Origin of the sequence: Streptomyces sp. NPDC029041, from assembly GCF_040637515.1 — a bacterium.
GTDB lineage: Bacteria > Actinomycetota > Actinomycetes > Streptomycetales > Streptomycetaceae > Streptomyces.
This window is the reverse complement of the sequence record NZ_JBEZWO010000002.1, coordinates 212,148-236,261: the sequence shown is the minus strand read 5'-3', so window position 1 is coordinate 236,261 and position 24,114 is coordinate 212,148. Positions and strand designations below refer to the sequence as shown.

Sequence of the window (24,114 nt, the reverse complement as noted above, 5' to 3'; positions counted from 1 at the left end):
CCCCCGTCGTACCCTGGGAATCGCGAGGCCGCCCTCAGCTGCGCGGCCGTGACGAGGAGGAACCGCAGGCCTTAAGCGCCGGCCCATGACTCAATCACCGACAGCTCACACCCCCGCGCAGGAGCAGGCGAGAGCACAGCTCGCCGTCCCCGCCCAGCACCCCATGGTGACCGTTCTGGGGTCCGGCGACTCCCTCCTGCGCGTGATCGAGAAGGCCTTCCCGGCGGCCGACATCCACGTCCGGGGCAACGAGATCAGCGCGGTCGGCGACCCGAAGGACGTCGCCCTCATTTCGCGCGTGTTCGACGAGATGATGCTGGTGCTCCGCACCGGGCAGCCGATGACGGAGGACGCAGTGGAACGCTCGATCGCCATGCTCAAGGCGAGCGACAACGGCGAGAGCGACGGCAAGGAGACCCCTGCCGAGGTGCTCACGCAGAACATCCTGTCCTCGCGTGGCCGCACGATCCGCCCCAAGACGCTCAACCAGAAGCGCTACGTCGACGCCATCGACAAGCACACGATCGTCTTCGGCATCGGCCCGGCGGGCACCGGCAAGACGTACCTGGCCATGGCCAAGGCCGTGCAGGCCCTGCAGTCCAAGCAGGTCAACCGCATCATCCTGACGCGCCCGGCGGTCGAGGCCGGCGAGCGGCTCGGCTTCCTCCCGGGCACGCTCTACGAGAAGATCGACCCGTACCTGCGCCCGCTCTACGACGCGCTGCACGACATGCTCGACCCGGACTCGATTCCTCGACTGATGGCCGCGGGGACTATTGAGGTGGCGCCGCTGGCTTACATGAGGGGGCGAAGCCAGCCGCTCTTCACGAAGGTCCTGACTCCGGACGGCTGGCGCCCCATCGGCGACCTCCAAGTCGGTGACCTGGTCATCGGCTCGAACGGTGAGCCGACCCCGGTCCTGGGCGTCTACCCACAGGGCGAGCGGGACATCTACCGTGTCACAGCCCAGGACGGCTCCTGGACGCTGTGCTGCGGCGAGCACCTGTGGACGGTTCGGACAGCCTCGGACAAGCGTCGCAACAAGCCGTGGCGGGTCCTGGAGACCCAGGAGATGATTGGCAACTTGCGGGCAGCGCACGCCCGCCGGTACGAGCTGCCGCTGCTCACGGCGCCGGTCCAGCTGCCGGAGCGAGACGTTCCCATGGACCCGTACGCGCTGGGACTGCTGCTCGGTGACGGCTGCCTCACCGGTTCCACTACCCCCTCCTTCGCGACCGAGGATCCGGAACTGGCCGAGGCTCTGGAGGCCTCGCTGCCCGGAGTCGCCGTGCGGCACAAGAGCGGACCGGACTACGTCCTCAACCGGATCAAGTCCCCGGGCGACGTGATCACCCTGGAGAACCCCGTCACGCGTGTCCTGCGTGAACTGGACCTGCTGCGTACTCGCTCGCACTCCAAGTTCGTCCCGGACGACTACCTGTACAACTCGGCTGAGGTACGGCTGGCGGTCCTCCAAGGCCTGCTGGACTCCGACGGCGGCCCGGTGACGCAGAAGGACCGCACCTGCCGGATCCAGTACACGACGACGTCGACCCTGCTCCGCGACGACGTCGTCGCCCTGGTGCAGTCGCTGGGCGGTGTGGCGTACACCCGCCGCAGGGCCGCCGAGGGACGCAGGCCCGGCCTCGCGAAGGGGCGGGAGGTCGGATACCGGTACGACGCTCATGTCCTCGACATCCGCCTCCCCGAAGGCATCGAACCCTTCCGCCTCCCCCGCAAGCGCGACAAGTACCTCGCTGCCGGAGGCGGCGGACGTCCGATGCGTTTCATCGACAGCATCGAGCCCGCGGGCAGTGAGGAGACTGTCTGCATCCAGGTGGCGGCCGAGGACTCGCTGTACGTCACGCAGGACCACCTGCTGACGCACAACACGCTCAACGACGCCTTCATCATCCTGGACGAGGCCCAGAACACGAGCCCCGAGCAGATGAAGATGTTCCTCACCCGCCTCGGCTTCGACTCGAAGATCGTGATCACGGGTGACGTGACGCAGGTCGACCTGCCGGACGGCACGAAGAGCGGACTGCGGCAGGTGCAGGACATCCTGGACGGTGTGGACGACGTCCACTTCTCCCGGCTGTCGTCGCAGGACGTGGTCCGGCACAAGCTGGTGGGCCGTATCGTCGACGCGTACGAGAAGTACGACACCACGCACGGCACCCAGAACGGCACGCACAAGAGCCGCGGCAAGTCCGGGCACAAGGGGAAGTAGACACACACAGCACCATGTCGATCGACGTCAACAACGAGTCCGGCACCGAGGTCGACGAGCAGGCGATCCTCGACATCGCCCGCTACGCGCTCGCTCGGATGCGCATCCACCCGCTCTCCGAGCTCTCGGTGATCGTCGTGGACGCCGACGCCATGGAGCAGCTCCACATCCAGTGGATGGACCTGCCCGGTCCGACGGATGTCATGTCCTTTCCCATGGACGAGCTGCGCCCGCCCTCCAAGGACGACGACGAGCCCCCGCAGGGGCTCCTCGGCGACATCGTGCTGTGTCCCGAGGTCGCGCTGAAGCAGGGCAAGGAAGCGGAGACGCAGCACTCCATGGACGAGGAGCTCCAACTGCTCACCGTGCACGGCGTGCTGCACCTGCTGGGCTACGACCACGAGGAGCCGGACGAGAAGGCCGAGATGTTCGGCCTCCAGGCGGCCATCGTGGACGGCTGGCGCGCGGAGCGGGGCCTGACCGGCCCGTCCCCGGCGCCGACGGTCTCGTAACGCCCGCCGATGAGTCCTCAACTCGCCCTGGGCGCCATCGCCCTGGTCGTCGTGGCCTGGCTCGCCGCCTGTGCGGAGGCGGGCCTCGCGCGCGTCTCCAGCTTCCGCGCCGAGGAGGCCGTGCGCTCCGGCCGCCGCGGCAGCGCCAAGCTCTCCCAGGTCGCCGCCGACCCGACCCGCTACCTCAACGTGGCCCTGCTGGTCCGCGTCGCCTGCGAGATGGCCGCCGCCGCGCTGATCACCTACGGCTGCCTGAAGGAGTTCGACGGCACGACCGAGGCGCTGCTGGTCGCCATCGCGGTCATGGTCCTCGTGTCGTACGTCGCCGTCGGGGTCTCCCCGCGCACCATCGGCCGCCAGCACCCGCTGAACACCGCGACGGTCTCCGCGTACGTCCTGGTGCCTTTGGCCAGGATCATGGGCCCGGTCCCGTCGCTGCTGATCCTCATCGGCAACGCGCTCACCCCCGGCAAGGGCTTCCGCCGCGGCCCCTTCGCCTCCGAGGCGGAGCTGCGCGCCCTGGTCGACCTCGCCGAGAAGGAGTCCCTCATCGAGGACGAGGAGCGCCGCATGGTGCACTCCGTCTTCGAGCTGGGCGACACCCTCGTCCGCGAGGTCATGGTCCCGCGCACGGACCTGGTGGTGATCGAGCGCTTCAAGACCATCCGCCAGGCCCTCACCCTCGCCCTGCGCTCCGGCTTCTCGCGCATCCCGGTCACCGGGGAGAGCGAGGACGACATCGTCGGCATCGTGTACCTCAAGGACCTGGTCCGCAAGACGCACATCAGCCGCGACGCCGAGTCCGAGCAGGTGTCCACGGCGATGCGCCCGGCGTTCTTCGTGCCCGACACCAAGAACGCCGGCGACCTGCTGCGCGAGATGCAGAAGGAACGCAACCACGTCGCGGTCGTCATCGACGAGTACGGCGGCACGGCCGGCATCGTCACGATCGAGGACATCCTCGAGGAGATCGTCGGCGAGATCACCGACGAGTACGACCGTGAACTGCCGCCCGTCGAGGAGCTCGGCGACGACCGCTTCCGCGTCACGGCCCGCCTCGACATCAGCGACCTGGGCGAGCTGTACGGCCTGGAGGAGTTCGACGACGAGGACGTCGAGACGGTCGGCGGGCTGCTGGCCAAGGCACTGGGCCGGGTGCCCATCGCGGGTGCCTCGTCCGTCGTCGACCTGCCCGACGGCCGGGAGCTGCGCCTGACCGCGGAGGCCGCGGCCGGGCGCCGGAACAAGATCGTGACGGTGCTGGCGGAGCCGCTGGGCCCGGCGGAACCGCCCGCGGAGGAGGAGAAGCCGGAATGACCCCGCAGGAGCTGCGCGCCTTCTGTCTCTCCTTCAACGCGGCGGTGGAGGACTTCCCGTTCAGCCCGGAGATCTCGGTCTTCAAGGTGCGGGGGAAGCTCTTCGCCCTGTCGTACCTGGACGCGCGGCCCCTGAAGGCCAATCTCAAGTGCGACCCGGAGGAAGCGGTCCGCCTCCGCGGCGAGTACGAGGGCCTCATCGTCCCCGGCTGGCACATGAACAAGCGCCACTGGAACACCGTCACGGTGGACGGCGGACTCCCGGACCAGCTGGTCCGGGAGCTCATCGAGGACTCGTACGACCTTGTCGTGGCCGGACTACCGCGCGCCGAGCGCCTCCGGCTCGACCGCTCCTGAGGCGGTCTCCGCAGCCGCCCTTCGGCCCCGCAGGCCGAGGGCGACGAGGACGGCCGCCGCCAGCACGATCGCCGTGTCCACCGCGAGGACCGTGTGGAGGCCCGTCAGCAGGTCCGGCGAGGTCGTGGCGAGGACGCCCAGCAACGGAATGCCGATGGTGATGCCGACCTGCTGGGTGGAGGTGACCAGACCGGTCGCCAGGCCCTGCTCCGCGTCGGGCACACCGGACGTGACCGTCAAACCGTAGGAGACGATCGCGCCGAGGTGGCACATGCTCGCCAGCGACACGGCGGCCGTGGCGAGCCACACCGACCAGACGTGGGTGCCCAGCCCCAGCATCGCGGCGGTCAGCACACCCTGCCCGGCGAGCGAGCCGACGAGCGTACGGCGGGCGCCGAAACGCCCGATGACCCTGGCGGCCAAGGTCCCGGCGACCGCCGACAGCACGCCCTGCACACCGAAGACCAGCCCGGTCTCGAACGCGGACAGGCGCAGGGTCTCCTGCAGGTACAGGGTCAGCACGAACACCACCGTCGACATCATCGAGAAGGTGACCAGGCCGCCCAGGTTGCCCCACGCCACGGTGCGCCGACGCAGCATCGGCAGGGAGACCAGAGGTGCCTCGGTACGGGACTCGACGAGCACGAACGCGATGAGCAGTGCCGAACCCGCGGCCAGGGTCGCGATGACGTCGGCATGGCCGAAACCGCGGTCGGCGGCCGTCGACAGGGCGTAGATCACGGCGAGCAGACCACCGGTGACGGTGACCGCACCGGGCACGTCCAGGCGACGGCGCTCAGGGGTGCGGGACTCCGGCAGCAGACCGGGGGCCAAGGGCAGGACGATCAGCGCGAAGAGGGCGAGCACGCCCATGGTGGAGCGCCAGCCCAGGACGTCGGTCAGGACACCGCCGGCCACCATGCCGACGGTGAAGCCGAGCGAGAGCAGCGTGCCCGAGATGCCGAGGGCGCGGTCGCGGGCCGGCCCCTCCGCGAACGTCGTGGTGAGCAGGGACATCCCCGTCGGCACGATGGCCGCCGCGCCGACCCCCTGCAGGGCCCGCCCGGTCAGGAACGACGCCGGGTCCCAGGCGAAGGTGGCCAGCAGCGAGGCCGCCCCGAACAGGGCGAGTCCGGTCAGGAACAGCCGTCGGCGGCCGTACAGGTCACCGACGCGGCCGAAGAGGAGCAGGAAGCCGCCGGACGGCAGCGCGAAGGCGGTGACCGCCCACTGCAACGCCGACTGGCTCATGCCGAGGTCGGCGCCGAGGACCGGCAGTGCCACGTTCAGCACGGAGAAGTCGAGGGCCACCATGAACTGGGCGGCGCACAGGACGAACAGGACGAGTCTGTCGCGCGTCGACAGCCGTGGACTGCCGAGCGGTGAGGATGCGGATGTGGTGTCGATCGCCATGGGCAAGAGCCTGCGGCCGGCGGAATAGCCCTGGGTAGCGGCAGGTTGTCCTGGTGGTCACACCACCAGACACGAGGGGGACCGGTCCGTGCCCGTGGACGCGCTCAAGGCCCGGCGGCGAAGTGAGCTGCGCGAGTTCCTGATGAGCCGGAGGGCCCGGGTCAGCCCGGCCGAAGCCGGACTCCCGGACGGTGGCGCCCGCCGCCGTACCCCGGGGCTGCGCCGCGAGGAGGTCGCGGTGCTCGCCGGCGTCGGCGCCTCCTGGTACCAGTGGCTGGAACAGGGCCGGGACATCTCGGTCTCCCCCCAGGTCCTCGACTCCGTCGCCCGGGTGCTGCGGCTGAACAACGCCGAGCGCCGCCACCTCTACGTCCTCGCCGGCATGAACCCGCCCGTGCCCGAGGTCGAGCCGGACAAGCAGCGGGACATGTGCGCAGGGCTGCGGCGGCTGATCGACGCGTGGATGCCGTACCCGGCGCACATCATGGACTCGTACTACAACTGCGTGCTGTACAACGACGCGGCCGCGGCCGTCCTCGGGATGCGGCCCGGCATCACGCAGAACTGCATCGTCGACTTCTTCACCGACCCGATGTACCGCTCCCGTGCGCTGAGTTGGGAGCGGAACGCGCGCACGGTCGTCGCGCAGTTCCGGGCCGCCTGCCTGGCCAGCCCGGACGACGAGGGGTTCCAGGCGGTGGTGGCCGAACTGAAGGCCGCGAGCGCGGATTTCGCCGAGCTGTGGGAGCGGCGGGACATCGAGGAGGCCGGGCAGATCCGCAAGGAGATGGACCACCCGGTGGTGGGGCTGCTGTGCTTCGAGTCCAGCGTGATGAAGCTGCCGGCGCGGCCCGACCTGGCGGTCGTGCTGCACACGCCGCTGGACGAGGCGGACACCGCGGCCAAGCTGGAGTGGCTGGCCTCGCCCGAGGGACGGCGCGGGACGATGTACCCCGTGGCGGGCTAGCGGCGGGCCTTGTTCGTATGCTCAGGGCATGACCGACACCAGCGCGCTCGACCCCGAGGACCGCAAGATCGTCACCCTGGCCCGTTCCGCGCGGGCCCGCAACGGTGTGCCCGAGGGGGCGGCCGTGCGGGACGAGACCGGACGGACCTATGTCGCGGGCACCGTGGCCCTCGACTCCCTGAAGCTCAGTGCCCTGCAGACGGCGGTGGCGATGGCGGTGGCCTCGGGCGCGACGTCCCTGGAGGCGGCGGCCGTGGTGACCGAGGCGGAGACCGCGACCGCGGAGGACCGGGCGGCGGTACGGGATCTGGGCAGTGACAGGACGCCGGTGCTGGTGGCCGGGCCCGACGGGACGGTCAGGGCCACCGTGACCGCTGGCTGACGTGTTGGCCGAAGTTCGCTGTAACCGCCGGTAATTAGGCCAGTTTTCAACCTTGCCGCGCCCTGCCCCACGCGCATCAATGGAACCGTAAGTTCCGACGGACCGTCAGGTTCGGCTCTCGCGCAGCGTGCCCGCACTCACCTGCCGAGCGGTCCCCCCACATGGAAAGGGAGCCGGAATCCCATGAGATGCAAGCGAATCGGAGCAGGTGCGGCACTGGCGGCCGGGGCCCTCGCGGTCACCGGGCTCGCCGTCGCCCCCACGGCCCTCGCCGTCACCCCCCAGACGGCGACGATCAGCGCGGACTGCGGTGCCTTCGGCAGTGGCGAGGCCACGCTCACGGCCACGCAGGACGGCACCGCCGCCACCCTGACGGTCAAGTCCTCCGCGATCACGGCGCCCATCGCGCTGGGAGAGGACTCGATCTCGTCCACCCTCACCCTGGTGAAGAGCGGCGGCGGGAGCGTCGACTTCACCGGCACGGAGAACCCGGCGATCGCGGCCGGGGCCCCGGTCGAGGTCGGTCCCCTCAGCGGAACCGTGGCCTCAGGCGACAGTCTGGAGGCCTTCGGCGGCTCACTGAAGATGACCGTCTTCGGTATCACCATCACCTGCACGGCGGCCGGGCCGCAGTCACCGGGCCCGTTCGTGTTCGACTGAGAACGAGGGCGGCGCGGCCCCGGTGTCAGAGCGCGTCGGGGCCGCGCTCGCCCGTCCGCACCCGCACGACGGTGTCGACGGGCAGCGCCCACACCTTGCCGTCGCCGATCTTGCCGGTGTGCGCGGCCTTCACGACCGCGTCGATGACCGCCTCGGCGTCCGCGTCCCCGACGACGACCTCGATCCGGACCTTGGGCACCAGGTCGACCTGGTACTCGGCACCGCGGTACACCTCGGTGTGGCCGCGCTGCCGGCCGTAGCCGCTGGCCTCGCTCACGGTCAGACCGTGCACGCCGAGTTCCTGCAGGGCGTTCTTGACCTCGTCGAGACGGTACGGCTTGACGATCGCGGTGATGAGCTTCATGCCTGGGGGGTGACCTTCTGGGCGGGGGAGACGACGGAGGAGGAGACCGGGGCGCCGTGGCCCAGGACCCCGTGATCGTAGGCCGTCTCGGCGTGCACCGTAAGGTCCAGGCCGGTCTGCTCCTGCTCCTCGCTCGCACGGAAGCCCATCGTGACGTCGATCAGCCGCCCGATGCCGTACGTCACGCCGAACGCGTACAGCGCCACCACGACCACGGCCACGAGCTGCTTGCCGAGCTGACCGAGCCCGCCGCCGTACAGCAGTCCCTCGGCGCCGCCGGTCATCGACTCCGCGGCGAAGACGCCGATCAGGAGCGTGCCGATGACACCGCCGACCAGGTGGACACCGACGACGTCCAGGGAGTCGTCGTAGTTCAGCTTGAACTTCCAGCTCACGGCGTACGAGCAGACGACACCGGCCGCGAGGCCCACGACCAGCGCGCCGAGCAGCGAGACGGACCCGCAGGACGGCGTGATGGCGACCAGGCCCGCGACCGCGCCGGAGGCCGCGCCCAGGGTCGTGGGACGGCCGTCGCGCTTCTGCTCCACGAAGAGCCAGCCGAGCAGGCCGGTGCAGCCCGCGGCGAGGGTGTTGAGGAACACGGCGGCCGCGAGCCCGTTGGCGCCGAGCGCGGAACCGGCGTTGAAGCCGAACCAGCCGAACCACAGCAGACCGGCACCCAGCACCACCATGGGCAGGTTGTGCGGGCGCATGGCCTCCTTCTTGAACCCCATGCGCGGACCCAGCACCAGGCACAGCGCCAGCCCCGAGGCACCGGAGACGATCTCCACGGGCAGGCCGCCCGCGAAGTCCAGGGCGCCGAGCCTCTCCAGGATCCAGCCGCCCGGGCCCCACACCCAGTGCGCGACCGGAACGTATACGAGCAGCGCCCACACGGGCACGAAGACCAGCCACGCGCCGAACTTCGCGCGGTCGGCCACGGCACCGCTGACCAGCGCGGCCGTGATGATCGCGAAGGTGAGCTGGAACGTGGCGAACAGGAGGGTGGGGACCGTGCCCTGGACGCTGTCCGGGCCCAGGCCGCTCATACCGGCGTGCTCCAGCCCGCCGATCAGACCGCCGGCGGCGTCCTCGCCGAAGGCGAGGGAGTAGCCGGCCGCCAGCCACACCACCGTCACCAGGGCGATCGACACGAAGCTCATCATCAGCATGTTGAGCACGCTCTTGGTGCGGACCATGCCGCCGTAGAAGAGGGCCAGACCCGGGGTCATCAGCAGGACGAGGGCGGTGGCGGCGAGCAGCCAGGCGGTGTCGCCGGTGTCGGCGCTTGCGGCGGCCAGAGGCACGGTGTCTCCAACGGGGTGGGGGCTCCGGGGGCTCGTCAGAGAGTCGACGCCGTGCGTTTCGGGTTGTGCACGGGTGTGTTTCCACGGTGTTTCATTGCGTGAGGGTTTCGGGAAGCTCACCGTGCCGGGGATGCGCGGACCGCTGTGCGAAGGGGCTTCCTGGATCAGGGAGAATGGGCGGCATGAGCGTTCGCATGCAGTCATCCGAAGAGTCGGGCGAGACCGTCCACCGCGCCGGCTTCGCCTGCTTCGTGGGCCGCCCCAACGCGGGCAAGTCCACCCTCACGAACGCTCTGGTCGGCCAGAAGGTGGCGATCACGGCGAACCAGCCGCAGACGACCCGGCACACGGTGCGGGGCATCGTGCACCGCCCGGACGCCCAGCTGATCCTGGTCGACACCCCCGGGCTGCACAAGCCGCGCACGCTGCTGGGGGAGCGGCTCAACGACGTGGTGCGCACGACGTGGGCCGAGGTCGACGTGATCGGCTTCTGCCTGCCGGCGAACGAGAAGCTCGGCCCGGGTGACCGTTTCATCGCGAAGGAACTGGCGTCCATCAAGAAGACGCCGAAGATCGCGATCGTCACGAAGACCGACCTGGTGGACGGCAAGACGCTCGCCGAGCAGCTCATCGCGATCGACCAGCTCGGCAAGGAACTGGGCTTCGAGTGGGCGGAGATCGTGCCCGTGTCGGCGGTCGGGGACAAGCAGGTGGGCCTGCTGGCCGACCTGATCGTCCCGTTGCTGCCGGAGGGTCCGGCGCTCTACCCCGACGGGGAGCTCACCGACGAGCCCGAGCAGGTCATGATCGCGGAGCTGATCCGCGAGGCCGCGCTGGAGGGCGTCCGCGACGAGCTGCCGCACTCCATCGCCGTCGTCGTCGAGGAGATGCTCCCCCGCGAGGACCGCCCCGCCGACAAGCCCCTCCTCGACATCCACGCCTTCGTCTACATCGAGCGCCCCAGCCAGAAGGGCATCATCATCGGCCCCAAGGGCAAGCGCCTGAAGGAGGTCGGCATCAAGTCCCGCAAACAGATCGAGGCCCTGCTCGGCACACCGGTCTTCCTGGACCTCCATGTGAAGGTCGCGAAGGACTGGCAGCGGGATCCGCGGCAGCTGCGCAAGCTGGGGTTCTGAGGCGCTCATCAGGCCTTCAAGCCGTGCGCGGCACGCGGAGGTCGCCCGGCTGCTGGGCGAGGATGAGCGAGCGGTAGTGCTCGCTGCTGTCGACGAGGTCCCGGTGGGTGCCGGTGGCCACGACCCGGCCGGCGTCCAGGACCACGATCAGGTCCGCGGCGCGAATGGTCGACATGCGGTGCGCGATCACGACGAGCGTGCACTCCTGCGCGGTTTCCCGCATCGACCGGCGCAGCGCCGCTTCGCTGACCGCGTCGAGATGGGCGGTCGGCTCGTCCAGCAGGAGCAGACGCGGCCGGGCCAGCAGCGCACGGGCGATCGCGATCCGCTGGCGCTCGCCACCGGAGAGAGCCATGCCGTGCTCCCCGGCGTCACTGTCGAGGCCCCGCGGCAGGCGGTCGATCAGGTCCGTGAGGTGCGCCAGCTCGACCACCCGGTCCAGTTCCTCCTGCCCCGCGTCGGGGACGGCGTAGGTCAGGTTCTCCCGCAGCGTGCCGTACAGCACCGGGGCGTGCTGTTCCACCAGGCCGACCCGGGCCCGGTGTTCGACCCTGCCGGTCACTCCTATGTCACGGCCGTCGAAGAGGATGTGGCCGTCATCGGGGTCGTAGAACCGCTCGATCAGCGCGAAGACGGTGGACTTGCCGACTCCCGAGCTGCCGATCAGGGCGACATGGGACCGCTCCGGCGCCTCGAAGGTCACGCCGCGAAGGACGGGGCGTCGCGGTTCGTAGCCGAACCAGACGTCGCGGAACTCCAGAACGGGTGCCCTCGACGGGCCGGCGCCGACCCTCGCGGGGCCGGGCGCCCGGGCTCCGGCCCCGGGCACGGCGTCCTGCTCCGTGGGCAGCTCCAGCACCTCCGTGACCCTGCGGTACGCGCCCACGCCCTGCTCCATGGTGCTCAGGGACTGGAACAGCATGCCGATCGGCTCCACCAGATAGATCATGTACAGCAGGAAGGCGGCGAGATCGGCGACCGACCCCTGCCGGTCGGCGACCCGCATGCCGCCGATGAGCAGCACGACGACGAAGGACCCCTTGACGGCCAGCTGGATCGCCGGTGCCACCACGGCGTCGAGCTTCGCCATCCGCACGCTTCCCGCATAGGCCGATCTGGCGCCCCCCGCGATGCGGTCGGTCTCGCGCTGCTCGGCGCGGCTGGCCCGGACCGTGCGGATGGCACCGAGCGCGCGCTCCAGATCAGCGGTCATCGCCCCCGTCGCCCGCTGTGTGGTCAGTGACGCCACCTCGATGCCGTGCAGCACCGAGACGACGATCACGGTGGCGATCGCCACCATGCCCAGCACGACGAGGAACATCAGCCAGTCGAGCCAGACCATCAGCACCACGATGCCGATCAGCCCGATGGCGCCGGTCACCGCTTCGGTGAAGCCTTCCGCCACGAGCAGCCGCAACGTCGTGCTGTCGGTACTGGTCCGCGAGATGAGATCGCCTATGCGGTGGCGGTCGTAGACGGCCATGGGAAGCCGCAGCACGTGCTTGATCAGACCGAGCCGGATCCCCAGGACGATCCCCTCGCCGGTCCGGGCCAGGACGAACTGGGCGAGGCCCTGCACCAGGGCCTGGGCGAGGAAGAGGACAACGAGCAGCGCGAGTACGGGCCCGATCGACGTGCCGGACGCGGTCGACTCGATCACCTGCTTGACCAGCAGCGGCTGGGCCAGGCTCAGAGCCGAGGCGCCCAGCGTCAGCAGGACGGCGAGGGCGACCCAGCGCCGGTGGCCGTACAGCAGGCGCAGGAAGTTCCGTAGGCCCGTCCGGCTGCGCTCGCCGGTCTCATTTGTCGCGTCGGGCTTCATGGATCACGGCCTCACGGCTGACGGAACCAGGAGCGCAGGGCACGGTGAACAGAGGGCGGAAGTAGTCCGGCGGGTGGTTCTCTCCCACCGGCACCCCCTCCGCCTCCACCCACGCGTGCGCACCGAAGGGCGGCAGGCGCCGCGCGCCGACGCACCAGGTGGGCCACTGGCCGTGCAGGCGGCACAGCAGGACCGTGGCGAGGGACCGGGGCAGGCACCCTTCCCGTCCCCCGCACGCCAGACTGACCGTGACCACGGAGTCCCGGGCGGCCCGGGTCTGCTCGAGGGTGGCCGGACGGGCGCCCCGGCGCAGCCACTCCAGTGCTGTCCGAATGCGCCGGGGGCGCCGACGGGCCAGGAGCCGTGCCGCGCCCACGGCGAGCCGGACCGGGATCCGGCGCCGCAGGGGCACCGAGCGCGGGTCGTGGAAGATCACCTCCGGTGAGGTCATGGCCGCTTCCTCCCCGCACGACGGCCGCGCAGATGCGGCCAACGGCCGTGCGTCCCGGGCCGCGCGGGCCCTCCCGAGGGGGGCGTCGACGCTCCGGTCCGCTCTTGCGGCCCGCCGGTCCCCTCCGCTCCCAGGCCCGCCGAGCGCAGTCCACCGACCAGATCCCGGACGTCCCGTCGCGCGGTGCCGAGGTCCACCGTGTACTCCTCGCTGAGCGCCTGCGCGGCGTCGGCTTCGGTGCCGCCCTCCAGCAACGTGCGCAAGGCGATCGCGGCGCTGGGATTGAGCGTCCAGTACTGGTCGTGGTCCTCGTCGAGGATCGCGATCCCGTAGTCGGTCTCGGCCGTGAACACACCCTCACGCAGCTTGAACGCCATCGGCCGTCTCCATTCAGCCCGGAACAGCGGTGGTGGCGGCTTCCAGCGAGCGCAGCCACATCTCGCACACCACGGTCTGGTACAGCGCGTCGAACGGCAGGGCCGGGGGCAGGGGCCCGCCACACGTCTCGCGCAGCACCTCCGCGTCGATCAGACCCAGCCGGGCCAAACGGGAGTCCTCGCACAGGGCCAGCAACTCGGCCCGGTGCTCCCGCATCCCTGCCTCCGCCTCGTAGGAACCCTCGTCCTTGGTGTGCCGGGTCAGGCTCTCCTCGGGGACGATGCCGCGCATCGCCTCCACGATGAGCGGCTTGTACCGCCAGGGGGTGACCCGGTCCTGCGGTCGCACGGCCAGGGCCGCTTCGACCACGCGGTCGTCGTAGTAGGGGGCGGTGAGGGTGATCCCGGTGCGGCCGGCCAGCCGGCTCACCTGCCGGACCATGCGGGAGTTGTTCCCCAGGGCGTCCAGCTCGACGTGCCGGCCGCGCCCTTCCGCCAGGGGTTCTGCGGTACGCGCAGCGCTGCGGATCAGCCCGCGTACGGCCGCGACGGCGTCCGGTGTCGCCCACTGGGGCAGCCTCGGTGGTGTCCCCCAGTCCAGCGCCGGAGTCTCCAGGGGGAGCGGTGCCGCGGTGAGCAGGTCGCCGGCCCGGGCGAGCCACGTCCGGTAGGAGCTGTTGTCCCACAACTGCCGCAGCGTTTCCCGGTACGGCCACGGTCCCTGGGCGGCGAAGCCGCGCAGGCGCTGCAGCGCCGTCCCGGGGTGGGTCCGGGCCAGCGTGTGCAGATGCGCCGGCGACCCGGAGAGCAACTCGTCCCCGCCGAAGCCCGTCAGGTGCGTGCGGGAGCCCTGCGCCGCGGCCAGCCGTGGGATGAGCAGACAGCGGCTGGGATGCATCATCGCCGGGCACGGTTCGTCGAAGTGCTCGTCCACGTCCCGGAGGCCCTCGTACACCATGGGCAACCGGTCTCCGGCGATGACGTGGTGACCGACGTCGCCCAGTCCCGCGACCGTGCGGCGAGCCCAGGTCACGTCGTCGCACAGCGGATCGAGACCGTCGGCGGTGTAGGCGACGACCTTCGCCGTGCCGCGGGCGGCCAGAGCGCACACCGACGTCGAGTCCAGGCCGCCCAGATCACAGCTCACCACGTTCCGGCCCCGGACCCGGACGTCCACCGCCGCCGACAGTGCCTCCCGCAACGCCGGCGCGCCCTCCGCCATCGGCACCACGGGCTCCGGGGGAGCCCACCACCCGACGGGGTGCCCCCGGCCGTCGGCGTCGAGGGCGAGATAGTGGCCGATTCCCAGGGCGCCCACGCCTCGCCAGACCGGTTCCGCGCCCAGCGGGTGGGGCGCGCACGGATTCAGCAGGCGGGTCGCCAGCCGCTGGGCGTCGACCTCCGCGTCGAGCAGGGCGGCCAGCACGTCGGCCCGGTCAGCGGCCACGGCGGCGTCCCCGATCCTGGCGTGGAACACCCGCCGAAAGCCGGTGACGCTTCCTTGGACACGCACCCGTCCGGCGACCGAGGCGAGCAGATGCGAACTCCCGGCCATGCCCCGGGCCGGCCCGTCCAGGCCGGCGATCGTCCCGATGCGGGCGGCCGCCGCGGTGAGCCGGTCGGCGGTGACGGCGTGTTCACCGACAACAGCGATCTTCGTCCGGCCCGCCTCACCGATGGTCAGAGCATCGGGAGACCAGTGGCCGAGCAGCCACGGCCGTCCCGACGGGTGGCTGACCTCCTGCACGTCGGGGGTGCGGAGCGCGGCGGACACCGGGGCCGCCGAAGCGCAGTCCGGAAGGACGACGAACCAGCCCGCCCCTTCGCCGGATCCAGGAAAAACCATGCGGTCCCTCCCTGTACGCCGAGCCCTGAGGTGATCAAGAGATGCGGGCGGCAGGACCGACGTCCCACCGCCCCTCGGAGATCCTGCGCCGGCTACCTGCCCGGCGGATCAGAAGAACCTCCTCCGGAAGAACCAGAACCTCTCCGGTCCTGCCCTGAAGCCCAGACCGGTCTTGCGGAAGGAGCCGACCGCAGTCAGCGTCGGACGCTCGTAGGTGCGCATGGCGTTGCACCTCCTGAACTGCGCGCGTCGCTATCGGTTATCTCTTCCACCATAGACACCAATGGGTGCTTTTTACCAAGGGGCCAGGTATGCCCGAAGCGCCCATTGTGTTACCGATTCAACCTTTAGGAATTATCAGGGGCATTGCCCTGTCGCCAGGCTCGCCCACACCGCGTTGCCGCCGGTGAGGGCCGAGCAGGTGATGCCCCAGCTGTCGGCCATCTCGCGTACGAGCAGCAGGCCGCGGCCGCCCTCGTCGTCGGGGCCGGGGCAGCGGTCGGGGAGGCCGCGGCCCGTGAGGTCGCCGTCGTGGACCTCCAGCCGGAAGCGCGCGTCCCTCATCATCTGGACGCCGCACAGGATCCGCTCGCTGAGCGTGTGCAGTACGGCGTTGGTCACCAGCTCGGACACGAGCAGCACGGCGTTCGCGCATACCTCGTCGGGCACCTGCCACGCGGCCAGCCGTGCGCGCAGGGCGTGGCGGGCGGCTCTGACGCTGGTCCGCTGCGGGGGCAGCTCCAGCCAGTCGGTGCGGTCCGGGCGCACTGCGTCCAGGAACCGGGGAGTGGATGTCGTGTGGGGGGACACGGCGATCGCCTTCCGTGGGGGGTGGGCGCAGTCAAGGAAGGGGCGAGCGGACAACGGACCGTCCGGCTGGGGGAGTTGCTGCTTCCGGAACCCTGGTCACAGAAGTAACTATGCGCGTGAAGCAGTTCACACTGCAACCATCTGCGTCGTCATCACACCGTGGGCCGCTGTGACCGCAGCAGCTCCCGGTACCAGGCGTACGAGGCCTTCGGGGTCCGCTCCAGGGTGTCGAAGTCGACGTGGACCAGGCCGAAGCGGCGTGCGTAGCCCTCCGCCCACTCGAAGTTGTCGAGCAGGGACCACACGAAGTAGCCGCGCACGTCGACGCCCGCCTCCACCGCCCGGTGCAGGGCGCGGACATGGCCGTCCAGGTAGGCGATGCGGTCCTGGTCGTCGACGCCCGGGTACGAGCAGCCGTTCTCGGTGATGACGACGGGCGGAAGCCGGTCGCCGTAGCGGTCGCGGAAGGTGGTGAGGACTTCGGTGAGCGCCTCGGGGGCGACCGGCCAGCCGAAGTCGGTGACCGGGTACCCCTCGATCTCCCGGACGGAGAAGGGCAGTTCGGCGGGCATGGTGATGCCGCCGAACTCGATCTCCGCGCCCTGCGGGGCACCGACCCGCGTCGGTGCGTAGTAGTTGATCCCGTACCAGTCGAGCGGCTCGGCGATCACCTTCAGGTCCGCCTCCACGTCACCCGGCATCAGGTCGCCGATGCCGTCCGGGTAGCGGCCGAGCAGCAGCGGGTCCGCGAACAGGCGGTTCAGCAGCAGGTCGTAGAAGTCCGCGGCCTCCACGTCCGCCGCTTCGGTCGACGCCGCCCAGGTCGGGCCGTGCGAGTTGGCGACGCCGATGTCGGTGGCACCCGAGGCGCGCAGGGCCCGTACGGCCAGGCCGTGGCCGAGCAGCTGGTGGTGGGCGGCCGGCAGCGCGTCGAACAACAACTGCTTCCCCGGCGCGTGCACGCCCAGGGCGTGGCCCAACAGGGTGTGCTCGGCGGGCTCGTTCAGGGTGATCCACTTCGTCACGCGGTCGCCGAGACGGCCCGCGACCTGCGCCACGTACTCGGCGAAGCGCTCGGCCGTGTCCCGTTCCAGCCAGTCCAGGTCCGCCGGCAGGTCCCAGTGGAACAGCGTCGGCACCGGGCGGACGCCGGCCGCGCACAGGTCGTCGACCAGCCGGTCGTAGAAGTCCAGGCCCTTCTCGGAGCGCACCCGCGGCCACGAGATAGAGAAGCGGTAGGCGTTCACGCCCAGCTCGGCCAGGAGGGCCACGTCCTCGGCGTGGCGGTGGACGTGGTCGCAGGCCACCGCCGCAGTCGAGCCGTCCTTCACCCGTCCCGGCCCGGCCGTGAAAGCGTCCCACACGGACGGCTCACGCTCGTCCGCGCCGCCCTCGATCTGGTGCGCGGAGGTGGACACACCCCAGAGGAAACCGTCCGGGAAGCGGGGGATCGGGTTGCCTGCGTCAGTCGCCATGCGCTGGATCATCCGTACCGGCGGTAACGGAAGTCAACGCCCGGGCGCGAAGGAGCTGTTACGCCCCTGCTGTCACGCCCCCCGTCGCGCCCCTCGTCACGCCCCCTCCTTCAGCACCCGTGAGATCAGCGTGCGCTGCTCGTCCGTCAGCCGGGGGTCCGCGCAGTACACGGTCTTCCCGTCCACCGTGAGCTGGTAGACGAACCCGTCCGGGACCCCGACCGGCGGTGTGCTCCGGCCGGCGGCCAGGGCCTGATCGGCCAGGGTGTGCCAGTCCGGGGCATCGGGCCGGTCCGAGGTGTCCACCTCGGCGTACCGCTCGATGCCCGCGAACCCGCCCGTACGCCTCACCTGAATCCGCATGGGACCTGTCTAGTACGGAACTACAGGGTCCGCACCCCGACCTGCTCCCAGCCCTTCGCGACGGCGTCCAGTTCCTCCCCGTCACCGAAGCGCTCCCGTGCGGCCTTGACGGTGAGCGTCGCGAAGTCGGTGAACATCGCGTCCTGCCGCAGTTCGCCGCCCGTGAGCACGTCGTACCAGACCTGCCCGGCCTGCTCCCAGGCGTGCCCGCCGAGGGCAGTGGCCGCGAGGTAGAAGGCGTGGTTCGGGATGCCCGAGTTGATGTGGACACCGCCATTGTCCCGGCCGGTGCGCACGAAGTCGTCCATCGTCGCAGGCTGCGGGTCCTTGCCGAGGACGTCGTCGTCGTACGCCGTGCCCGGCGCCTTCATGGAGCGCAGCGCCGTGCCCGTCACCCGCGGGGCGAGCAGGCCCGCGCCGATCAGCCAGTCGGCCTCGGCGGCGGTCTGGCCGAGCGTGTACTGCTTGATCAGGGCGCCGAAGACGTCCGACAGGGACTCGTTGAGCGCGCCGGGCTGGCCGAAGTAGGTGAGGTTGGCCGTGTACTGCGTGACGCCGTGCGCGAGTTCGTGGCCGATGACGTCGACCGGGATGGTGAAGTCGAGGAAGATCTCGCCGTCCCCGTCGCCGAAGACCATCTGCTCGCCGTTCCAGAACGCGTTGTTGTAGTCGCGGTCGTAGTGCACCGTCGCGTTCAGCGGGAGGCCGTTGCCGTCGATCGAGTCGCGCCGGTAGGCCTGGAGGAACAGTTCGAAGGTGGCGCCGAGACCGGCGTAGGCGCGGTTGACGGTGGCGTCCTTGCCGGGCTTGTCGCCCTCGCCGCGGACCTTGTGGCCGGGCAGGCCGGTGCCGTGCCGGGCGTCGTGGATCGTGCGCTGCGGGGTGCCGTCGGCGACCGCGGCGACGGCGCTCGCGCCGATGACCGTGGTGAGGCGGCGCTGGGTGCGCTCGAAGGCGTCGCGCTGCAGGGTGCGGCGGGCGGGTCCGGCGAGCGCGGGGTCCTCGGCCTGGGCGAGCCGGTCGAGGACATGGGGCGGAACGATGGTGCAGAAGACGGGCTCGAAGCCCCCGTGAGTCGTCATGCTCGGCACCCTTGCACTGAGTGACGAGACTGTCACTGGTCGCCACCATGATTGGTGAAATACCGGGACAACGGCCATCACGCTCCGTGATTGATGCTATGGAGAAGTGGCATGGCGCACTTTTTGTCCCGTTTGGGTGTCCGGTCCCGCATACTGATACGACCCCACGCGCCGGGGAGCGGCTCGGCTAGCATGCTGCGCATCATGCGTTTCGGGCTGCTTCTCCTTAGCTGCCGCGGCGAGGGCCTGTAGTCGAGGCCGACTCCCTCCCCGCGGAGCTTGGTGCTGCGTCGTCGGCCGTCCTTTCCGGACACCTCCTGAGGAGCCCCCGCATCATGGCGAACCGCCAGCAGCCCAGTTCCATGCCGATCCACAAGTACGGCCGCTACGAGCAGGTCGACATCCCGGACCGCACCTGGCCGGAAGCGCGCATCACCACCGCCCCCCGCTGGCTCTCCACCGACCTGCGTGACGGCAACCAGGCCCTGATCGACCCCATGTCGCCCGCCCGCAAGCGCGCCATGTTCGACCTGCTGGTCAAGATGGGCTACAAGGAGATCGAGGTCGGCTTCCCGGCCTCCGGCCAGACCGACTTCGACTTCGTGCGCTCCATCGTCGAGGAGCCCGGGGCCATCCCCGACGACGTCACCATCTCCGTACTGACCCAGGCCCGCGAGGACCTGATCGAGCGCACGGTGGAGTCCCTGAAGGGCGCCAAGCGCGCCACCGTCCACCTGTACAACGCCACCGCCCCGGTCTTCCGCCGCGTGGTCTTCCGCGGCTCCAAGGACGACATCAAGCAGATCGCCGTCGACGGCACCCGCCTGGTCATGGAGTACGCCGAGAAGCTGCTGGGCCCGGAGACCGAGTTCGGCTACCAGTACAGCCCCGAGATCTTCACCGACACCGAGCTGGACTTCGCGCTGGAGGTCTGCGAGGCGGTCATGGACGTCTGGCAGCCCGGCCCGGGCCGCGAGATCATCCTGAACCTGCCCGCCACCGTGGAGCGCTCCACTCCCTCCACGCACGCCGACCGCTTCGAGTGGATGGGCCGCAACCTCTCCCGCCGCGAGCACGTCTGCCTGTCGATCCACCCCCACAACGACCGCGGCACCGCCGTCGCCGCCGCCGAGCTGGCCCTGATGGCCGGCGCCGACCGCGTCGAGGGCTGCCTGTTCGGCCAGGGCGAGCGCACCGGCAACGTCGACCTGGTCACCCTCGGCATGAACCTGTTCTCGCAGGGCGTCGACCCGCAGATCGACTTCTCCGACATCGACGAGATCCGTCGCACGTGGGAGTACTGCAACCAGATGGAGGTCCACCCGCGCCACCCGTACGTGGGCGACCTGGTCTACACGTCCTTCTCCGGCTCCCACCAGGACGCCATCAAGAAGGGCTTCGACGCCATGGAGGCCGACGCGGCCGCCAAGGGCGTCACGGTCGACGACATCGAGTGGGCCGTCCCCTACCTGCCGATCGACCCCAAGGACGTCGGCCGCTCCTACGAGGCGGTCATCCGCGTCAACTCGCAGTCCGGCAAGGGCGGTATCGCCTACGTCCTGAAGAACGACCACAGCCTGGACCTGCCGCGCCGCATGCAGGTCGAGTTCTCCAAGGTCATCCAGGCCAAGACGGACGCCGAGGGCGGCGAGGTCACGCCGAAGGACATCTGGGCGGTCTTCCAGGACGAGTACCTGCCCAACCCCGAGAACCCCTGGGGCCGCATCCAGGTCAAGAACAACCAGTCGACGACCGACACCGACGGCGTGGACACGCTGACGGTGGAGGCCACGGTCGACGGCCAGGACACCGTCCTGACCGGTACGGGCAACGGTCCGATCTCGGCCTTCTTCGACGCCCTGCAGTCCGTCGGCATCGACGTACGCCTGCTGGACTACCAGGAGCACACGATGAGCGAGGGTGCCTCCGCGCAGGCCGCCTCCTACATCGAGTGCGCGATCGACGGCAAGGTCCTGTGGGGCATCGGGATCGACGCCAACACGACGCGGGCCTCGCTGAAGGCCGTCGTCTCGGCCGTCAACCGCGCGGCTCGCTGACCAGCCGTACGGGTCTGCGGCACCAGGCCGCTCAGGAGACCGCAGGGGCCCCGTCCGCCGACACCCGGCGGGCGGGGCCCCGTCGCATACCGGCCAATTGCTGTGGAGGTCACGGAAAGGTCTCCTCCGGGGTGCTGACTCCTCGTCTCTGATGTGGCTAACATCACGCAAGCGCGGCGACGTTGCCGTGCGGCGTGACGGAGGTGCGACGTGCTGCCAGGACGGGGACGAAACGGCCATGCCGCCAGGCTTTCGCGCATCCTGGGCACCCGGACCGCGTGGACGGCCGCCGGTGACGGAGAGTTCTTCTGCCCCGGATGCGGCGGCGACCGCAACTACCAGCGGCTGACCGGACAACGCCGCTTCACCCTGCTCGGTCTGCCCGTGCTGCCGCGCGGCGAGACCGGCCCCGTCGTCGAGTGCGCGGCCTGCCGCCGCCACTTCGGCACCGACGTCCTCGACCATCCGACCACCACCCGCTTCTCCGCGATGCTCCGCGACGCCGTGCACACCGTCGCCCTCGCGGTGCTGGCCGCGGGCGGCGCCGGGTCGCGTACGGCACTGGAGGCCGCCGTCCTCGCCGTGCGCGCCGCCGGTTTCGACGACTGCACGGAGGAACAGCTGGCCGCCCTCGTCGAGGCGCTGGAGGCCGACACCGGCCGCATCGCCGGCGAGCCCTGCGGCGCCGGGCTGGCCATAGAGCTCCACGAGGCGCTGGACCCGCTCACTCCGCACCTCGCCGCCGTCGGCCGCGAATCGATCCTGCTGCAGGGCGCCCGCATCGCCCTGGCGGACGGCCCGTACACCACGGCCGAACGGGACGTGCTGGCGACGGTGGGGGCGGCGCTCACCATCTGCTCCGACGACGTGACCCGCCTCCTCGCGGCGGCGCGCACGCCTTCCTAGAGCACACCTCCCGTTACTCCCCGGGGAGTAACGCCCCGCCGGGACCGCCCCCGGCAGTACGTCCCAACTCGCCCCCACGCCCGACGAACCGGCCCCCGCCCGGCGGGAGTCTGGAAACCGATCCAGACACCCGACCGGAGGGAGCCGGACCCATGGGGGCCGTAAGGACGCGCAGCGGGCGGAAACGGGCCGTCCCCTGGCTGGTGGTGGGGCTGTGGCTCGCCGCGCTCGTACTGGTAGGGCCGCTCGCGGGCAAGTTCTCCGACATCCAGCAGAACCGCGCGGTCGACTACCTGCCCGACAGCGCCGACTCGACCCAGGTGGCGAGAATCCAGGACGAGCTGCCGGGCGGTGAGGCGACCGACCTGGTGCTCGTCTACCACCGGGACGGCGGACTGACCGACGCCGACCGGCGCACCGCCGACGAGCAGATCACCGAGGTGAGCGGCGCCTACGACCTGGCGGCGGAACCGAAGGGCATGGGGTCGAAGGACGGCTCCACCCTGATGTACCCGGTCTCCAGCACCCAGCCCGGCCAGGACGAAGAGGCCCGGGACGCCTTCGTCGGCGGGGTGCGGGACATCGCCGAGGGCGGCGGCGGACTGAGCGTCGAGGTCGGCGGGCCCGGCGCGCTGAACACCGACATGAACGAGGTGTTCGGCACGCTCGACGCCACGCTGCTGCTCGCCACGCTCGGCGTCGTCACCGTGCTGCTCGTCCTCATCTACCGCAGCCCGTTCCTGTGGCTGGTGCCGCTCGCCGTGGCCGGGGTCGCCGCCGCGGCGGCGATGGCCGCCGGGTACGGACTGCACGAACTGTTCGACGTCACCGTCACCGGCCAGAGCGGCGGCGTGATGACCGTGCTGGTCCTCGGCGCCGGCACCGACTACGCGCTGCTGATCGTCTCCCGCTACCGCGAGGAACTGCGGCGCCACGAGCGGCCGTACGACGCCATGCGCAGCGCCCTGCGCGGCTGCGGACCGGCCGTGCTGGCCTCCTCGGGGACCGTCGCGGCCGGGCTGCTGTGCCTGCTCGCCGCCGACCTCAACAGCAGCCGCGGCATGGGGCCGGTCGGCATGATCGGGGTGCTCGCCGCGCTGGTCGCCATGACGACCCTGCTGCCTGCCGTCCTGGTGCTGCTGGGACGGCGCGTCTTCTGGCCGCTGGTCCCCGCGTTCGGCAGCGAGCCGAAAGCCCGGCGGTCGCTGTTCGCCGCGATGGGCTCCTCGGCGACACGGCGCCCCGCCACCGTGCTCGTCGGCGGGGCCGTGCTGCTCGGCGCGCTCGCGCTCGGCACCCTCAACCTGTCCGGCGGCCTCAGGCAGGAGGACTCCTTCACCGAACGGCCCGAGTCCATCACGGCGATGCGGACCCTCGCGCAGGAGTATCCCGAGCGCAGCAGCCGGCCCGTGACGGTCATCGCACCGGAGGAGCGGGCCGGGGCGGCCGCGGACCGGGCCCGCACGACCGAGGGCGTCGCCGAGGTGGCTCCCGGCCGCAGCGGCTCGGGGTGGACCGAGATCGCCGTCTTCACCACCGCCGCCCCCGAAACCCCGGCCGAGACCCGGACCATCGAGGCGCTGCGGGCCGGGCTCGACCCGATGGGCGCCTACGTCGGCGGGCCCAGCGCCCAGCAGATCGACCTGGCCGACAGCGAGTCGCGGGACCGGAAGGTGATCGTGCCGCTGGTGCTGGCCGCCGTGTTCGTCATCCTGGTGGGGCTGTTGCGCAGCCTCGTCGCGCCCCTGTTGCTGCTGGCGGCGGTGGTCGCGGTCTGGGGCGCCGCGCTCGGCATCGGCGGGCTGGTGTTCGAGCCGGTGTTCGGGTTCGCCGGGACCGATCCGGGGCTCGGGCTGCTGTCCTTCGTGTTCCTGGTCGCCCTCGGCGTCGACTACGGCATCTTCCTGATGCACCGGATGCGGGAGGAGTCCGTGCGGGGGGCCGAGCCGGAGGCGGCGGCGCTCACCGCGCTGCGGACGACCGGTGGGGTGATCGCTTCGGCGGGGGTGGTGCTGGCGGCGACGTTCGCCGTGCTGACGACGCTGCCGATGGTCGGGCTGGTGGAGCTCGGGTTCGTCATCGCGGTGGGGGTTCTGCTCGACACGTTCCTGGTGCGTACGTACCTGGTGACCACGGCGAGTGTGCTGCTCAAGCGGCGGATGTGGTGGCCGGGCAGGCTCTCCCGTGCGCCGGAGCGGACGGGAGAGCCGCCGGAGCGCGAGCCCGTGGCCGCGAACGCCCCCTGACCGACCGAAGGCGTCCCTCCCCTCCCGGAGGG

General features: G+C 70.9%; 23 protein-coding genes and 1 pseudogene. 12 read left to right on the top strand and 12 right to left on the bottom strand.

What is annotated here, in order from left to right; all coding sequences use genetic code 11:
* Nucleotides 1–85: 85 nt before the first annotated feature.
* The 5 genes and pseudogenes from AB0F04_RS04665 to AB0F04_RS04645 form a co-directional block, all read left to right on the top strand.
* Nucleotides 86–1,627: pseudogene (locus AB0F04_RS04665) on the top strand (PhoH family protein); the annotation flags it as partial.
* A gap of 153 nt (nt 1,628–1,780) precedes the next feature.
* Entirely contained in the window at nt 1,781–2,233 is a 453-nt protein-coding gene (locus AB0F04_RS04660; protein WP_362038663.1) for a PhoH family protein, read from the top strand.
* Nucleotides 2,234–2,247: 14 nt separating this feature from the next.
* Complete coding sequence (gene ybeY, locus AB0F04_RS04655) at nt 2,248–2,745, top strand: rRNA maturation RNase YbeY (protein WP_033306334.1); 498 nt, start codon at nt 2,248–2,250, stop codon at nt 2,743–2,745.
* Between the two features lie 9 nt (nt 2,746–2,754).
* On the top strand, nt 2,755–4,062 hold the full coding sequence (locus tag AB0F04_RS04650; RefSeq protein ID WP_362037746.1) for a hemolysin family protein: 1,308 nt from the start codon (nt 2,755–2,757) through the stop codon (nt 4,060–4,062).
* Nucleotides 4,059–4,418: an MmcQ/YjbR family DNA-binding protein gene (locus AB0F04_RS04645; RefSeq protein WP_362037744.1), complete on the top strand. Its 360-nt coding sequence runs from the start codon at nt 4,059–4,061 to the stop codon at nt 4,416–4,418. The genes AB0F04_RS04650 and AB0F04_RS04645 overlap by 4 nt, the downstream gene beginning before the upstream one ends.
* On the opposite strand, the gene AB0F04_RS04640 is transcribed toward AB0F04_RS04645, so the two are convergent.
* Complete coding sequence (locus AB0F04_RS04640; protein ID WP_362037742.1) at nt 4,380–5,831, bottom strand: MFS transporter; 1,452 nt, start codon at nt 5,829–5,831, stop codon at nt 4,380–4,382. The genes AB0F04_RS04645 and AB0F04_RS04640 overlap by 39 nt on opposite strands.
* Nucleotides 5,832–5,973: 142 nt before the next feature.
* On the opposite strand from AB0F04_RS04640, the gene AB0F04_RS04635 reads away from it, so the two are divergent.
* From AB0F04_RS04635 to AB0F04_RS04625, 3 genes are all read left to right on the top strand, one after another.
* Nucleotides 5,974–6,798, top strand: a complete 825-nt coding sequence (locus tag AB0F04_RS04635) for a helix-turn-helix transcriptional regulator (RefSeq protein ID WP_362038662.1) — start codon at nt 5,974–5,976, stop codon at nt 6,796–6,798.
* 28 nt (nt 6,799–6,826) lie between these two features.
* Nucleotides 6,827–7,180 carry a cytidine deaminase gene (locus AB0F04_RS04630; RefSeq protein ID WP_362037740.1) on the top strand — a complete coding sequence of 118 codons (354 nt, stop codon included), beginning with the start codon at nt 6,827–6,829 and terminating at the stop codon, nt 7,178–7,180.
* Nucleotides 7,181–7,363: 183 nt separating this feature from the next.
* Nucleotides 7,364–7,840, top strand: coding sequence for a hypothetical protein (locus AB0F04_RS04625; protein ID WP_362037738.1), 477 nt, complete (start codon nt 7,364–7,366; stop codon nt 7,838–7,840).
* 25 nt (nt 7,841–7,865) lie between these two features.
* On the opposite strand, the gene AB0F04_RS04620 is transcribed toward AB0F04_RS04625, so the two are convergent.
* Nucleotides 7,866–8,204 carry a P-II family nitrogen regulator gene (locus AB0F04_RS04620; RefSeq protein WP_362037737.1) on the bottom strand — a complete coding sequence of 113 codons (339 nt, stop codon included), beginning with the start codon at nt 8,202–8,204 and terminating at the stop codon, nt 7,866–7,868.
* Nucleotides 8,201–9,511: an ammonium transporter gene (locus AB0F04_RS04615; protein WP_362037735.1), complete on the bottom strand. Its 1,311-nt coding sequence runs from the start codon at nt 9,509–9,511 to the stop codon at nt 8,201–8,203. The genes AB0F04_RS04620 and AB0F04_RS04615 overlap by 4 nt, the downstream gene beginning before the upstream one ends.
* Nucleotides 9,512–9,684: 173 nt before the next feature.
* On the opposite strand from AB0F04_RS04615, the gene era reads away from it, so the two are divergent.
* On the top strand, nt 9,685–10,647 hold the full coding sequence (era, locus tag AB0F04_RS04610) for a GTPase Era (protein ID WP_362037733.1): 963 nt from the start codon (nt 9,685–9,687) through the stop codon (nt 10,645–10,647).
* 16 nt (nt 10,648–10,663) lie between these two features.
* Here era and AB0F04_RS04605 read toward each other — a convergent pair whose 3' ends face one another.
* The 9 genes from AB0F04_RS04605 to AB0F04_RS04565 form a co-directional block, all read right to left on the bottom strand.
* The gene (locus AB0F04_RS04605; protein ID WP_362037731.1) at nt 10,664–12,469 is read right to left on the bottom strand and encodes an ABC transporter ATP-binding protein; all 1,806 of its coding nucleotides are present in this window, start codon (nt 12,467–12,469) and stop codon (nt 10,664–10,666) included.
* Nucleotides 12,447–12,920 carry a lasso peptide biosynthesis B2 protein gene (locus AB0F04_RS04600; RefSeq protein WP_362037729.1) on the bottom strand — a complete coding sequence of 158 codons (474 nt, stop codon included), beginning with the start codon at nt 12,918–12,920 and terminating at the stop codon, nt 12,447–12,449. The genes AB0F04_RS04605 and AB0F04_RS04600 overlap by 23 nt, the downstream gene beginning before the upstream one ends.
* Nucleotides 12,917–13,297 carry a lasso peptide biosynthesis PqqD family chaperone gene (locus tag AB0F04_RS04595; RefSeq protein ID WP_362037727.1) on the bottom strand — a complete coding sequence of 127 codons (381 nt, stop codon included), beginning with the start codon at nt 13,295–13,297 and terminating at the stop codon, nt 12,917–12,919. Before AB0F04_RS04595 ends, AB0F04_RS04600 begins: the two co-directional genes overlap by 4 nt.
* Before the next feature lie 13 nt (nt 13,298–13,310).
* Nucleotides 13,311–15,143, bottom strand: a complete 1,833-nt coding sequence (locus tag AB0F04_RS04590) for a lasso peptide isopeptide bond-forming cyclase (RefSeq protein WP_362037725.1) — start codon at nt 15,141–15,143, stop codon at nt 13,311–13,313.
* Nucleotides 15,144–15,251: 108 nt separating this feature from the next.
* Nucleotides 15,252–15,365: a keywimysin-related RiPP gene (locus AB0F04_RS04585; protein ID WP_107092234.1), complete on the bottom strand. Its 114-nt coding sequence runs from the start codon at nt 15,363–15,365 to the stop codon at nt 15,252–15,254.
* A 135-nt stretch (nt 15,366–15,500) separates the two neighbouring features.
* The gene (locus AB0F04_RS04580) at nt 15,501–15,953 is read right to left on the bottom strand and encodes an ATP-binding protein (RefSeq protein WP_362037723.1); all 453 of its coding nucleotides are present in this window, start codon (nt 15,951–15,953) and stop codon (nt 15,501–15,503) included.
* Nucleotides 15,954–16,105: 152 nt separating this feature from the next.
* A complete protein-coding gene (locus tag AB0F04_RS04575; RefSeq protein WP_362037720.1) occupies nt 16,106–17,428 on the bottom strand; it encodes a GH1 family beta-glucosidase in 1,323 nt (440 codons plus the stop codon).
* Nucleotides 17,429–17,524: 96 nt separating this feature from the next.
* Nucleotides 17,525–17,791, bottom strand: a complete 267-nt coding sequence (locus AB0F04_RS04570) for a protealysin inhibitor emfourin (RefSeq protein WP_362037718.1) — start codon at nt 17,789–17,791, stop codon at nt 17,525–17,527.
* A 20-nt stretch (nt 17,792–17,811) separates the two neighbouring features.
* Nucleotides 17,812–18,873 (bottom strand): M4 family metallopeptidase, encoded by a 1,062-nt coding sequence (locus tag AB0F04_RS04565; protein ID WP_362037716.1) that lies wholly within the window; start codon nt 18,871–18,873, stop codon nt 17,812–17,814.
* A 335-nt stretch (nt 18,874–19,208) separates the two neighbouring features.
* On the opposite strand from AB0F04_RS04565, the gene leuA reads away from it, so the two are divergent.
* From leuA to AB0F04_RS04550, 3 genes are all read left to right on the top strand, one after another.
* Complete coding sequence (leuA, locus tag AB0F04_RS04560; protein ID WP_362037714.1) at nt 19,209–20,930, top strand: 2-isopropylmalate synthase; 1,722 nt, start codon at nt 19,209–19,211, stop codon at nt 20,928–20,930.
* A 210-nt stretch (nt 20,931–21,140) separates the two neighbouring features.
* Nucleotides 21,141–21,836, top strand: a complete 696-nt coding sequence (locus tag AB0F04_RS04555) for a TerB family tellurite resistance protein (RefSeq protein WP_362037711.1) — start codon at nt 21,141–21,143, stop codon at nt 21,834–21,836.
* A gap of 152 nt (nt 21,837–21,988) precedes the next feature.
* Nucleotides 21,989–24,082, top strand: a complete 2,094-nt coding sequence (locus AB0F04_RS04550) for an MMPL family transporter (protein WP_362037709.1) — start codon at nt 21,989–21,991, stop codon at nt 24,080–24,082.
* Nucleotides 24,083–24,114 lie beyond the last annotated feature (32 nt).

Excerpts from the sequence above, each read along its gene's own strand:
- AB0F04_RS04620 (WP_362037737.1), bottom strand. The coding sequence starts at position 8,204 with ATGAAGCTCATCACCGCGATCGTCAAGCCGTACCGTCTCGACGAGGTC.
- AB0F04_RS04585 (WP_107092234.1), bottom strand. The coding sequence starts at position 15,365 with ATGCGCACCTACGAGCGTCCGACGCTGACTGCGGTCGGCTCCTTCCGC.
- leuA (WP_362037714.1), top strand. The coding sequence starts at position 19,209 with ATGGCGAACCGCCAGCAGCCCAGTTCCATGCCGATCCACAAGTACGGC.
- AB0F04_RS04595 (WP_362037727.1), bottom strand. The coding sequence starts at position 13,297 with ATGGCGTTCAAGCTGCGTGAGGGTGTGTTCACGGCCGAGACCGACTAC.
- era (WP_362037733.1), top strand. The coding sequence starts at position 9,685 with ATGGGCGGCATGAGCGTTCGCATGCAGTCATCCGAAGAGTCGGGCGAG.
- AB0F04_RS04635 (WP_362038662.1), top strand. The coding sequence starts at position 5,974 with ATGAGCCGGAGGGCCCGGGTCAGCCCGGCCGAAGCCGGACTCCCGGAC.
- AB0F04_RS04630 (WP_362037740.1), top strand. The coding sequence starts at position 6,827 with ATGACCGACACCAGCGCGCTCGACCCCGAGGACCGCAAGATCGTCACC.
- AB0F04_RS04550 (WP_362037709.1), top strand. The coding sequence starts at position 21,989 with ATGGGGGCCGTAAGGACGCGCAGCGGGCGGAAACGGGCCGTCCCCTGG.
- AB0F04_RS04570 (WP_362037718.1), bottom strand. The coding sequence starts at position 17,791 with ATGCGGATTCAGGTGAGGCGTACGGGCGGGTTCGCGGGCATCGAGCGG.
- AB0F04_RS04625 (WP_362037738.1), top strand. The coding sequence starts at position 7,364 with ATGAGATGCAAGCGAATCGGAGCAGGTGCGGCACTGGCGGCCGGGGCC.
- AB0F04_RS04565 (WP_362037716.1), bottom strand. The coding sequence starts at position 18,873 with ATGACGACTCACGGGGGCTTCGAGCCCGTCTTCTGCACCATCGTTCCG.
- ybeY (WP_033306334.1), top strand. The coding sequence starts at position 2,248 with ATGTCGATCGACGTCAACAACGAGTCCGGCACCGAGGTCGACGAGCAG.
- AB0F04_RS04575 (WP_362037720.1), bottom strand. The coding sequence starts at position 17,428 with ATGGCGACTGACGCAGGCAACCCGATCCCCCGCTTCCCGGACGGTTTC.
- AB0F04_RS04640 (WP_362037742.1), bottom strand. The coding sequence starts at position 5,831 with ATGGCGATCGACACCACATCCGCATCCTCACCGCTCGGCAGTCCACGG.
- AB0F04_RS04660 (WP_362038663.1), top strand. The coding sequence starts at position 1,781 with ATGCGTTTCATCGACAGCATCGAGCCCGCGGGCAGTGAGGAGACTGTC.
- AB0F04_RS04590 (WP_362037725.1), bottom strand. The coding sequence starts at position 15,143 with ATGGTTTTTCCTGGATCCGGCGAAGGGGCGGGCTGGTTCGTCGTCCTT.
- AB0F04_RS04605 (WP_362037731.1), bottom strand. The coding sequence starts at position 12,469 with ATGAAGCCCGACGCGACAAATGAGACCGGCGAGCGCAGCCGGACGGGC.
- AB0F04_RS04645 (WP_362037744.1), top strand. The coding sequence starts at position 4,059 with ATGACCCCGCAGGAGCTGCGCGCCTTCTGTCTCTCCTTCAACGCGGCG.
- AB0F04_RS04600 (WP_362037729.1), bottom strand. The coding sequence starts at position 12,920 with ATGACCTCACCGGAGGTGATCTTCCACGACCCGCGCTCGGTGCCCCTG.
- AB0F04_RS04650 (WP_362037746.1), top strand. The coding sequence starts at position 2,755 with ATGAGTCCTCAACTCGCCCTGGGCGCCATCGCCCTGGTCGTCGTGGCC.